We start from the raw sequence: 11,576 nt of genomic DNA on the forward strand, positions 1-11,576 counted from the left end.
GACGCCTGTGCAGCGACATCCGCGTGAACTGTCTGTTTTGTGATCTGGATATGTGCTGCGCTGGTGCGCTCATGCGAATATGGCGCGACATGTGCGCACATGATGGATCGGGTAACGAAAGCAGGAAACCGATGACAGCCTATTGCAACACACAGCTCTATATCGACGGGTCATGGACCGATGGCGCGACGGGATGCACGATCGACGTGATCAACCCCGCCACGGCGGAGGTGATCGGCCATGTCGCCCATGCCACGGCGCAGGACCTGCGTCGTGCGCTGGATGCGGCGGCCCGTGGCTTTGCGACGTGGAGTCGCACCTCCCCGCTGGAACGCTCTGACATCCTGCGCCGGGGGGCCACGCTCCTGCGGGAACGCAGCGGCGACATCGCGACCCTGATGACGATGGAACAGGGCAAGCCCGTGGGCGAGGCACGGATCGAACTGCTGGCCGCCGCTGACGTGCTCGACTGGATGGCCGAGGAAGGCCGCCGCACCTATGGCCGCATCGTCCCCGCCCGCACGCCGGGCGTGATGCAGGAGGTGATCCGCAGTCCCGTCGGGCCGGTGGCCGCGTTCTGCCCGTGGAATTTCCCCGTCAACCAGGTCGCGCGCAAGGTGGGCGCCGCGCTGGCGGCGGGATGTTCGATCATCGTCAAGGCGGCGGAGGAAACCCCGGCGTCGCCCGCGGCCTTCATCCGCGCGCTGGCGGATGCGGGTGTGCCGGCGGGTGTGCTGGGACTGGTCTATGGCACGCCTGCGGAGATTTCGGAGACGCTGATTGCCGATCCCGTCATCCGCAAGGTCACGTTTACGGGGTCTACCCCGGTGGGCAAGCACCTTGCCGCCCTTGCGGGCGCGCACATGAAGCGCGCGACGATGGAACTGGGCGGCCACGCGCCGGTCATCGTCAGCGCCGATGCGGACATGGACCGCGCGGTGTCGCTGCTGGCGGGGGCGAAGTTCCGCAATGCGGGGCAGGTGTGCATCGCGCCCACGCGGTTCCTGGTCGAACGTCCCGCCTATGACACGTTCGTCAGCCGTTTTGCCGAGGTCGCATCGGGCCTGCGCGTGGGCGATGGCCTGGCGGAGGGGACGCAGATGGGGCCGCTGGCCAATGTGCGGCGCGTGGACATGATGGAAACGCTGGTGGCCGACGCGCTGGAACAGGGTGCGCGCCTTGCCGCCGGGGGCAAGCGCATCGGCAATACCGGCTATTTCTTTGAACCCACGGTCCTTGCCGATGTCACGACCGACATGCGCATCATGAACGAGGAACCTTTCGGCCCGATCGCGCTGATGGCGCCGTACGATACGCTCGACGCCGCCGTGGCGGAGGCGAACCGCCTGAATTACGGTCTGGCGTCGTATGCCTTTACCGGGTCGGGGCGCACGGCGGCCATCCTGCGTGACCAGATGCGCGCGGGCATGCTGACGATCAACCATATCGGCCTGGGCCTGCCGGAAATCCCGTTCGGGGGGATCGGGGATTCGGGCTATGGCTCCGAAGGCGGGACGGAGGCGCTGGAGGCCTATCTGGACACGCGCCTGGTGACGGTGCGGGCGTACGGCTGACGGAACGTTCCGGATCAGGCGTGCGCGTAAAAGGGGGCTGGTGTGACATCGCGTGGCTACCGCTGCGCGATGTGATCGTGATGAGGTAGCCTTTCATTTGTCCTCGTACAAGCAAGGGGTACCGCCATGGTGGATGCACCGACTTCATCTTCATCGCTGGCCGACCTGTGGAAAGCACGTTACCGCCAGCCGCCGCCCGATGTGGCATTGCCCGAAAACACGGTCGTGCGTGGCCTGATGGCCCATCGTTCCGTGCGCGCCTTCTCCCCGGCCCCCGTGCCGCAGGGCGCACTGGAGGCGGCGATCGCGGCGGCGCAGTCGGCATCGAGTTCGTGCAATTTCCAGGCATGGAGCGTGATTGCCGTCACCGACCCGCAACGCCGCGCGCGCCTGGCAAAGCTGGCGGGGGATCAGGCCTTCATCGCGCAGGCGCCGCTGTTCCTTGTGTGGGTGGCGGACCTGTCGCGGCTGGAACATGTGGCCGATGCGCGTGCGCAGCCACATGTGGCGCTGGATTACCTCGAAAGCTTCACCATGGCGGTGGCCGATACGGCATTCGCGGCACAGAACGCGGCGGCGGCGTTCGAATCCTTCGGCCTTGGCATCGTCTATGTCGGCGCGGTGCGCAACGAACCCGGTGAAATCGCCTCCGAACTGGGCCTGCCGCCACGCACTGTCGCCGTCTTTGGCATGTGCGTGGGCCATCCCGACCGCAAGCACCCGACCGCGATCAAGCCGCGCCTGCCGCAGTCGGCGGTGCTGCATCATGAGAAATATGCGGGTGGGGAGGCGGAAGTCCCGGCCTATGACGCCACCATGACCCGGTTTCGCACCGAGCAGGGGCTGTCACCACAGGACTGGTCCACCACCGTGATCGGGCGCATCCGCGATGTGCAGGCGCTGCACGGGCGCGACCGCCTGCGCGAGGAATTGGTGCGCAGGGGGTTCGAACTGCGCTAGGATCTGGGAATAAAAGTTTCTGGGTGCCGCCTTTTGATCGAAAAAGGCGGTGTCTTTCGAAGCTTTCTGGAAAAAAGCTTCACCAAAAACCTTTGATGTTTTCAGGTCAGGCCCTGACAGTGGCCTCCTGGCCGATCGGGCAGGGTGGGGGCCATGACGGCCATGGGCTTGACCTGCGGGATATTCTAGGGAAGTTGTGTCTGTTTCCCGTCCGGATGCGCAAAAAACAGCCCGGCACGTCGCCGTGGCGGCCGCGCATGATGAAAGAGAATAATGGTCATGGACAGCGTCAGTACACTCCGTTTCACGCTTTCACCGAATCCTTCTCCGGTTTCGCCGGAGCGTCGGGCGGAGGTATTGGCCAACCCCGGATTCGGAAAGATCTTCACCGATCACATGGCCATCATCCGCTATACCGAGGGGCAGGGCTGGCACGATCCCGTGATCCGCGCCTATGCGCCAATCAGCCTCGACCCCGCGGCGGCGGTGCTGCATTACGCGCAGGAAATTTTCGAGGGGATGAAGGCATACCGCACGGCGCAGGGCGGGATTTCCCTGTTCCGTCCCGACGCCAACGCCCGGCGTTTCCGCAAGTCGGCCGAGCGCATGGCCATGGCCCAGTTGCCCGAGGACCTGTTTGTCGATGCGGTGTGCCAGCTTGTGACGGTGGATCGCGAATGGGTGCCCGCCCGTTCCGATGAAAGCCTGTATATCCGCCCCTTCATGATCGCGAGCGAGGCGTTCCTGGGCGTCAAGCCCGCGTCGGAATACCTGTTCATGGTCATCGCCTCCCCCGTGGGCGCCTATTTCGGGGAGCAGGCCGTCAGCGTCTGGGTGTCCGAATACTGCCGCGCCGCCCCCGGTGGCACGGGCGAGGCGAAGTGTGGCGGCAATTACGCCGCAAGCCTGATGGCGCAGAAGGAAGCCAAGGGCCATGGCTGCGCGCAGGTGCTGTTCCTTGATGCGGTGGAACGCCGCTGGATCGAGGAAATGGGCGGCATGAACGTGTTTTTCGTCTTTGATGACGGATCGGTCGCCACCCCGCCTCTGACGGGTACGATCCTGCGTGGCATCACGCGCGACTCCATCCTGCGCATCGCGCGTGACGGGGGCCTGACGGTGCGTGAGGAACCCTATGCGATCGACCAGATGTATGCCGATGCCGCCAGCGGCCGCCTGCGTGAGGTGTTCGCCTGCGGCACGGCGGCGGTGATTTCCCCCATCGGGCGGTTCCGTGGCAAGCAGGGCGAGGTCGTGATCGGCGATGGCATCAGCATCGGCCCGGTGACGGAAAAGCTGCGCACCAACCTGATCGCGATCCAGCGCGGCAATGCGCCCGACCCGTATGGCTGGGTGCACAAGGTCATCTGAACCGCACCACCCATGATGGGGGGAGGGTTTCATGGAAATGCGCGTCCGGAATGGACGCGCATTTTTCATATGGAAAGCCCTGAAAGTATCAAAAGTTTTTGGTGAAGCTTTTTTTCAAAAAGCTTCGAAGAACGCCGCCTTTTTGAAAAAAGGCGGCACCCAAAAACTTTTATTCCTTAAGTGTCCTTCACTCCGCCGCGGGTTCGCCCTCGGGCATGGGGACATACAGGCGGTTGCCGCCTTCGCGGAACTCCTCCTTCTTCTGCGCCATCCCCGCCTCCCGCGCGGCATTGTCACGCAGGTCGTGGCTGATGCGCATGGAGCAGAATTTCGGCCCGCACATCGAACAGAAATGCGCGCTCTTGTGCGCCTCGCGCGGCATGGTCTCGTCATGGTAGGCGCAGGCCGTATCGGGGTCGAGCGACAGCCTGAACTGGTCGTTCCAGCGGAAGTCGAACCGCGCGCGGCTGATCGCGTCATCGCGCAACTGCGCCGCCGGGTGCCCCTTGGCAAGGTCGGCGGCGTGGGCGGCGATGCGATAGGTGATAACGCCGGTCTTTACGTCGTTGCGGTCCGGCAGGCCCAGATGTTCCTTTGGCGTGACGTAACACAGCATCGCGGTGCCGAACCATCCGATCATGGCCGCGCCAATGCCCGACGTGATGTGGTCATATCCCGGCGCGATGTCGGTCGTCAGCGGGCCAAGCGTGTAGAACGGGGCTTCGCCACATTCGCGCAACTGCTTTTCCACGTTGACCTTGATCTTGTGCATGGGCACGTGGCCCGGCCCCTCGATCATCACCTGGCAGCCCTTCGCCCACGCGATTTTCGTCAGTTCGCCCAGCGTCTCAAGCTCCGCGAACTGGGCCGCGTCATTGGCATCGGCGATGGAGCCGGGACGCAGCCCGTCGCCAAGGGAGAATGACACGTCATAACGGCGCATGATGTCGCAGATTTCGGGGAAATGTTCATACAGGAAGCTTTCGCGATGATGGTGCAGGCACCACCCCGCCATGATCGACCCCCCGCGTGAGACGATGCCCGTGACACGGTTGACCGTCAGCGGCACATGGCGCAGGCGCACGCCGGCATGGATGGTGAAATAGTCCACGCCCTGCTCGGCCTGTTCGATCAGCGTGTCGCGGAAGATCTCCCACGTCAGGGCTTCGGGCACGCCGCCGACCTTTTCCAGCGCCTGGTACAGCGGCACCGTGCCGATCGGCACGGGCGCGTTGCGGATGATCCAGTCGCGGATGTTGTGGATGTTGCGCCCGGTAGACAGGTCCATCACCGTGTCCGCGCCCCAGCGGATGGACCAGACCATCTTCTCCACTTCCTCCGCGACGGAGGAGGTGACGGCGGAATTGCCGATGTTCGCGTTGACCTTCACCAGGAAGTTGCGCCCGATGACCATCGGCTCAAGTTCGGGGTGGTTGATGTTGGCCGGCAGGATCGCCCGTCCCGATGCGATTTCGGAGCGCACGAATTCCGGGGTGATGAAGGCGGGGATGTCCGCCCCGAAATCCTCCCCGTCCGCGCGGCGTGCCTCAGCACCCGCCACCATTTCCGTCCGGCCCAGGTTTTCGCGGTGCGCGGCATAGATCATCTCGTCCGTGATGATGCCCGCGCGGGCGAATTCGAACTGCGTGACCTTTGTGCCGCGCCTGCCCTCGCGCACCACATGCGGCGCGGGGCAGGGGGGGACAAGCTGCTCGCCCGCGGCGAAGCCGTTATCTTCGGGCCGGACGGCGCGCGGGGTCACGGTGATGGTGTCGCGCGCTGCGATCCAGCCCTCGCGGATGCGCGGCAGGCCCTTGTTCACGTCCGTATGGGCGGGGGAGGCGGTATAGGGACCGGACGTGTCATAGACGCGCACCGGCGGTTCGTTGGCCGAGGGTTCCAGCGCGATTTCGCGGAACGGCACGCGGATGTCCGGGCGGCCGGTGGGGGAAGACCACGCCTTGACCGAGCCCTGTATCGGGCCGGTGGTGACATGGTCGGGAGAGGAAGGCGGGACAATCTTGTTCATGACAGGACACCTCGTGTTTCTCTCCGACAGGGGAAGGGGAGAAACCGGAAGGTGGTCCTGCGGGCGTGGATCGCGGCGGAGGGCCTGTTTTTTCCGATGTCACACCAGTCCCTCCGCCGGTATGAACCGGATCAGGTTCCCCGGGCGCGCCATGCGCCCGGCAGGGTCCCCGCATCCACGCCTCGGCGGCGTGCCAGCGGTATCTCAGCCCCTTTGACGGGACTCCCCTTGGTAGGTGCAGGATCGGCAAAGCCGCGCGCATTGTCAATCACCATGGGCATCAGACAACAGGATGTGAAAAATATGCCCGCCCGGTATCAGCATCGGGGCGGAGTAGGGTAAAAGGGCAAGGGAAATCAGAACGGAAGACAGGCCGATGACCACCCGACCGATCCCCACCCGCATTGCGCAGGGCCGTGGCGGCGAACCCGCCGATACCGTCATCCGTGGCGCACGCCTGCTTGATCTGGTGACGGGGGACCTGCTGGACGGTGATATCGCCATCTGTGGCGACACCATCGTCGGCACGCTGGACCATTACGAGGGACGCCATGTCATTGAGGCACGGGGCCGTATCGCGGTGCCGGGCTTCATCGACACGCACCTGCATGTCGAATCCTCGCTGATCACGCCGTTCGAATTCGACCGCTGCGTCCTGCCGCACGGGGTGACGACCGCGATCTGCGACCCGCATGAAATGGCCAATGTGCTGGGGCGCGCGGCGCTGGAGTATTTCGTGGCCGCCGCGTCGCGGGTGGTGATGGACCTGCGCGTCAACCTGTCAAGCTGCGTGCCATCCACCGCGTTGGAAACATCGGGCGCGTGCCTGTCGGCCGCCGACCTGGTGGAATGGCGCGACCACCCGCAGGTCATCGGCCTTGCGGAGTTCATGAACGTGCCCGGCGTGATCAATGGCGATCCGGGCTGCATGGAAAAGCTGGCGGCCTTTGCGGGGCGGCACATCGACGGGCATGCGCCGCTGCTGCGCGGGCGGGCGCTCAATGCGTACCTGTCGGCGGGGATTTCCACCGACCATGAGGCCACGACCGCCGCCGAGGCGCTGGAGAAGGTGCGCAAGGGCATGACGGTGCTGATCCGCGAGGGATCGGTGTGCAAGGACCTGCGCGCGCTTGTCCCGCTGCTGACGCCCGCGACCTCGCCGTTCTTCGCGTTCTGCACCGATGACCGCAACCCGCTGGAAATCGCGCATGAGGGGCACCTGGATTACCTGATCCGCCTTGCGATCGCCGAAGGTGTCGAACCCGTCGCCGCCTATCGCAGCGCCTCGCTCAGTGCCGCGAATGCGTTTGGGCTGCGCGACCGCGGGATGATCGCGCCGGGATGGCGGGCGGATATCGTGCTGCTTGACGACCTGCGTGAATGTCGCGTCTCCGACGTGATCGCGGCGGGGCGCGTGGTCGATGACGCGCTGTTCGCCGCGCGCGAGGTCATCGCGCCGGTGGGACTGGACAGCATCAGCCTGCCCGCCCCGGTCGGTGCCGCCGACATGGCGCAGGCGGGCGATGGCGTGCAGGCCCCGGTGATCGGCCTGATCCCCGGACAGATCATCACCGAATTCCTGCGTGCCGACATGCCGGTGCGCGACGGTGTGGTGCAGGCCGACCCCGCCCGCGACATCGCGCGCGTCTGCGTGGTGGCGCGACACGGGCATAACGACAATATCGGGCGGGGCCTGGTGAAGGGATTCGGGCTGAAGTCCGGGGCGCTGGCGTCGTCGGTTGGCCATGACAGCCACAATATCTGCGTGGTCGGGATCGACGGCGCGGACATGGCCGCCGCCGTCAACCATCTGGAAACCACGGGCGGCGGCTTTGTCGTCGTGCGCGACGGGCGGGTGGTGGCAGACCTGCCGCTGCCGATCGCGGGCCTGATGAGCGACGCCCCGTTCGAGCAGGTCGCCTCCCGGCTGGAGGTGCTGCGCGCCGCCGCGCGCGGGTTGGGCTGCACGCTGGATGAGCCGTTCCTGCAACTGGCGTTCCTGCCGCTGCCCGTGATTCCGCACCTCAAGATCACGGATTTCGGGATGGTGGATGTCGATCGCATGGCCCTGCTGTAGGATGCGCGGATAACCGATGGCACAGGACATGACGGCGCACGGCGACAGCCCCTCCCTCACGCGGCCACAGGCCACGGCGACGCTGCGTGCCTATCGCGCCGACTGGACGCATTTCGCCGCATGGTGCGCGCAACACGGGGTGCGGCCCATCCCGGCCACGGCAGGGGATGTCGCGGCGTATCTGGGCTCCCTGCAGGACTATGCCCCTGCGACCATCCGCCGCCGCCTTGCCGCGATCGGCAAGATGCACCGGTTCAACAACCAGCCGTGGAAGGTCAGCGATCCCGTCATCCGCGCCGCTTTGCACGCCGCGCTGGAGGCCGCGACGCCACAGGTCGCGCCCCGGCCGGAAATCCTGACACCGGCGCAGTTGCGGGCCATGGTCGAACGCTGCGACGACAGCGCGCGCGGCCGGCGGGACCGCTGCCTGCTGGTCTTCGGGTTCGCGGGCGCGCTGCGGCGTTCGGAACTGGTGGGGCTGATGGTGGAGGACGTGCGCATCGTACCGCATGGCGTGGTGCTGCATGTGCGCAACCGCGCGGCGTCCGTCCGCGCAGGTGCGGACGACATGTCGGAAGGGGAGGACGTCACCATGCCGCAACGTCCCGATGACCTGCTGCTCTGCCCCGCCGATGCGTTTGCCGCATGGCAGAAGGTGGCGCATCGCCAGACCGGGCCGCTGTTCCGGCCCATTTCCAAGGGCGACCGGGCCGGGGGGCGTGCGCTGACCCCCTTTGCCGTGACGCGCATCCTGCAACGGCGCGCGGCACTGGCCGACCTTGATGCGGGATATGCCGCCCGGCTTAGCGCGCATGCCCTGCGGGCGGGCCATATCGTCGATGCCCTTGCACGTGGCGTTGATGTGGAGGAGGTGCGCCGCCATACCCGTCACCGTGACCCGCGCGGGATGCTCGTCTACGTGCGGGCCAGCGCGCCATGACCGAAAACCTGCGTTTCCCGTGGGCCGACCTGCCGCCGGTAAAGGGCGATGAACCGCTCTCCGACTCCACGGCACCCATCACTCCCGCGCCACGCGGGCGGCGCGGGCGCAGGCCCCTTGCGGCATGGCGCGACGCGGCGGCGGAGGGGTACTGGCAATGGTGGCACCTGCTGGTCCATGGCCCGATCACGGCGGTGGACGATTTCGCCGCCACGGCGCGCGGGCGCGGCCTGATCCCGTGGCCCTTTGACGGGGAACGGGTGGAGGAGGACATGTTCGCGCTGGCGATTGGCGATGGCGCGTCCGCGCATACCCGCCGTGGCCTGTCGATCGAGGGATGCCGCATCCTCGCGCGGCAGTTCCGTGACGCGGCGGAGGTCCGCCATTCGCACAACCTGATGCGCATGGACCGTCCCTGCGTGCTGGATTTCCATGCGCTGGTGCCCATACCGCCCTCCATCCTGCGACTGGGGGCGACGCATCCCGATGCGCTGTCATGGCTGCGGCGGCACTGGGGCACGGCGGAGGCCCCGCGCAACGTGCAGCGCCTGGTGGGGCGCAAGGCGGGACGTCGCCTGCCCAACGGGCACAAGCCCGTGGTCTATGGTTTCTTTACCCCCCGTGCGGAGGCCCCCGAACCGCTGGTCGCAGCGGTGCGTGCGCGCTGGCCGGACCTGTCCTTCGCCCTGTCGGCACGGGACATGGCGTAATGGCGCAGTATGACCTGTTCGAGGAGGATGGCCGCCCGGAACCCGTCATCCGCATGGAGGCGTACCAGGGTGGCCTGACGCACCTGCTGGCGCTGGCGCAGGCGCGGCGGATCGATATCCGTGCGCTCGACCTTGTCGCGCTGGTGGACCAGTTGACGGTCGCCATCCGTACCTCGTCCTCGCTCCCGCTGGGGCGCAGGGCGGAATGGGCGGTCATGGTGTCGGGCCTGCTGCTGCTGCGTTCGCGCCTGATGCTGCCGGCCGATGACCCGCGACAGCAGGAAGCCACCGATGAGGTGTCGCGCCTGCGCGCGCAACTGCTGGCGGCGGAGGAGGCGGCCCGTCTGGCGGCATGGCTGTCGGCGCGCCCGCAACTGGGCCGTGATATCCATGTCTATGGCGCCGGGCCCGCCTGCGCCATTACGGAGCAGCCACCGGAATGGGAAACCGACCGCATCGAATTCCTGTGGGGGTGCCTTGCGGTCTTTGACGGCAACTGGGGCGTGCCGCCGCCCGAACCCGGTTACGCGCCGGTGCAGCTTGACCTGTTCGATGTGGAGGATGCGCGCGTGCGTGTGCGCCATGCCCTGCGGTTGAGCGATGGCCCGGTCCTGCTGGACCGGATGCTGCCCGATGCGGCGCTGCGCGCGGGGGATGCGCCCCCACCGTCCGACCAATCGCCCGTGCGTGCGCGCTCCGCCTGGACCAGCACCTTCACCGCCTGCCTTGAACTGGTGAAGCAGGGGGAGGCCCGCGCCATGCAGGAGGAACCCGACCCGCTGCCGGCATTCTGCCGCAGTTGAGGACGGTCGCGGCGGGATGTGGCGGAATTGTGGCCCTGCGGGCCGGGGGCAGTAATATTTTGTTAGCCGTAAATATAACAGCTGGTGTATGATGCCTTTCGCCGGGATGCATTAATCGGGGCGACGGTCCGCATGAACAGTGTGTCGGAATTCCGTGAATACATCGTGTAATAACGAAAAGTGATGTGATGGTGTGGAACGTGCTACCGCATATCGTTTCGATATGATAACTTTATGTCGCGCGATTGTCATTCTGCGCAAGAAACATCCGCAGGATCGGCCTGCACCGGGCTGCATCGCGCGATGGAATGCAGGCGGCACGGTAACATCAGGGACCGCCTGCAATGCCCGCAAGGATATCAACGATGTGCGAAAGTGAGTTCGGGGAAGCGTCGCCTGTGTGTTTTTTCCATTAATTGTTGTCCCTTAGCTTGACTGCGCGGGGTTTTTGCTCAAGCTGGCAAAATCAGTTTTTCATCGGGTGGAGATGGCGTTTCTGGTTTGTTATTTTCGGTAATCGATTCACGAAGCATGACGCGTGTCCTCCCATGCCGTTTCGGCCACAAGAGGGTTGATTTCGGAGAGTTAATAATGTTTATGGACGTTTATGGATAAATCATGATGGACAAGCGACTTTCCTTGCAGGGAGGGAACCGGCTACCGGCTTCACGACTGTCTGCCAGTCCTTCTGACACGCTGTTGGCTGCAATCCGTGGCAATTGCGAAAACAGCGCTATCCGGTTGGAGGAATGTCGGGCTGGCGCAGTCGGATTCAACCAGACGTTTCGTAGATATCTGGTCATACTCTCGTAGTATTCGGTCAAATCAGAACATCAGGAAACTTTCTATAACCTCCATTAACTATGCCGTTCTGAATGAGGTATGGGTATGACGTATGCGGAACAAAGTGATAATCGATTACAGAAAGCCATAATATTTGGCGTCGTTTTACTTTTCGAGGGCGCTCTCGTCACGGCGCTGATGTATGGCCTTGGCGCGCCCAAGTCCTCGCCGCCGCCGCCGCCGCGTCCGCCAGTGCAGGCCCGGGTGATCAAGGAGCCGCCGCCGCCACCGCCGCCGCCACCGCCGCCGCCGCCGCCGCCGGTGATCAC

8 protein-coding genes and 1 pseudogene are annotated in these 11,576 nt (G+C 65.4%); 8 read left to right on the top strand and 1 reads right to left on the bottom strand.

Annotated features, from left to right (window positions below; genetic code table 11):
* The first annotated feature begins 131 nt into the window (after positions 1-131).
* The 3 genes from HNH97_RS12250 to HNH97_RS12260 all read left to right on the top strand — a co-directional run bounded on the left by HNH97_RS12250 (position 132) and on the right by HNH97_RS12260 (position 3,905).
* Positions 132-1,574, top strand: coding sequence for an NAD-dependent succinate-semialdehyde dehydrogenase (locus HNH97_RS12250; protein WP_171791068.1), 1,443 nt, complete (start codon positions 132-134; stop codon positions 1,572-1,574).
* 126 nt (positions 1,575-1,700) lie between these two features.
* Positions 1,701-2,534 (top strand): nitroreductase family protein, encoded by an 834-nt coding sequence (locus HNH97_RS12255; RefSeq protein ID WP_171791069.1) that lies wholly within the window; start codon positions 1,701-1,703, stop codon positions 2,532-2,534.
* A gap of 279 nt (positions 2,535-2,813) precedes the next feature.
* Positions 2,814-3,905 carry a branched-chain amino acid aminotransferase gene (locus HNH97_RS12260; protein WP_171791070.1) on the top strand — a complete coding sequence of 364 codons (1,092 nt, stop codon included), beginning with the start codon at positions 2,814-2,816 and terminating at the stop codon, positions 3,903-3,905.
* A 187-nt stretch (positions 3,906-4,092) separates the two neighbouring features.
* Here HNH97_RS12260 and thiC read toward each other — a convergent pair whose 3' ends face one another.
* Positions 4,093-5,934 carry a phosphomethylpyrimidine synthase ThiC gene (gene thiC, locus HNH97_RS12265; RefSeq protein ID WP_171791071.1) on the bottom strand — a complete coding sequence of 614 codons (1,842 nt, stop codon included), beginning with the start codon at positions 5,932-5,934 and terminating at the stop codon, positions 4,093-4,095.
* A gap of 376 nt (positions 5,935-6,310) precedes the next feature.
* Between thiC and ade the strand changes: the two genes are divergently transcribed.
* The 5 genes and pseudogenes from ade to HNH97_RS12290 form a co-directional block, all read left to right on the top strand.
* Positions 6,311-8,011: an adenine deaminase gene (gene ade / locus HNH97_RS12270; RefSeq protein ID WP_171791072.1), complete on the top strand. Its 1,701-nt coding sequence runs from the start codon at positions 6,311-6,313 to the stop codon at positions 8,009-8,011.
* Between the two features lie 16 nt (positions 8,012-8,027).
* The gene (locus HNH97_RS12275; protein ID WP_244949419.1) at positions 8,028-8,951 is read left to right on the top strand and encodes a site-specific integrase; all 924 of its coding nucleotides are present in this window, start codon (positions 8,028-8,030) and stop codon (positions 8,949-8,951) included.
* Entirely contained in the window at positions 8,948-9,661 is a 714-nt protein-coding gene (locus HNH97_RS12280; protein WP_171791074.1) for a hypothetical protein, read from the top strand. Before HNH97_RS12275 ends, HNH97_RS12280 begins: the two co-directional genes overlap by 4 nt.
* The gene (locus tag HNH97_RS12285; RefSeq protein WP_171791075.1) at positions 9,661-10,464 is read left to right on the top strand and encodes a hypothetical protein; all 804 of its coding nucleotides are present in this window, start codon (positions 9,661-9,663) and stop codon (positions 10,462-10,464) included. Before HNH97_RS12280 ends, HNH97_RS12285 begins: the two co-directional genes overlap by 1 nt.
* Positions 10,465-11,352: 888 nt before the next feature.
* Positions 11,353-11,576: pseudogene (locus HNH97_RS12290) on the top strand (energy transducer TonB); the annotation flags it as partial.

The organism is Gluconacetobacter entanii, from assembly GCF_013155425.1.
Classification (GTDB): Bacteria; Pseudomonadota; Alphaproteobacteria; order Acetobacterales; family Acetobacteraceae; genus Novacetimonas; species Novacetimonas entanii.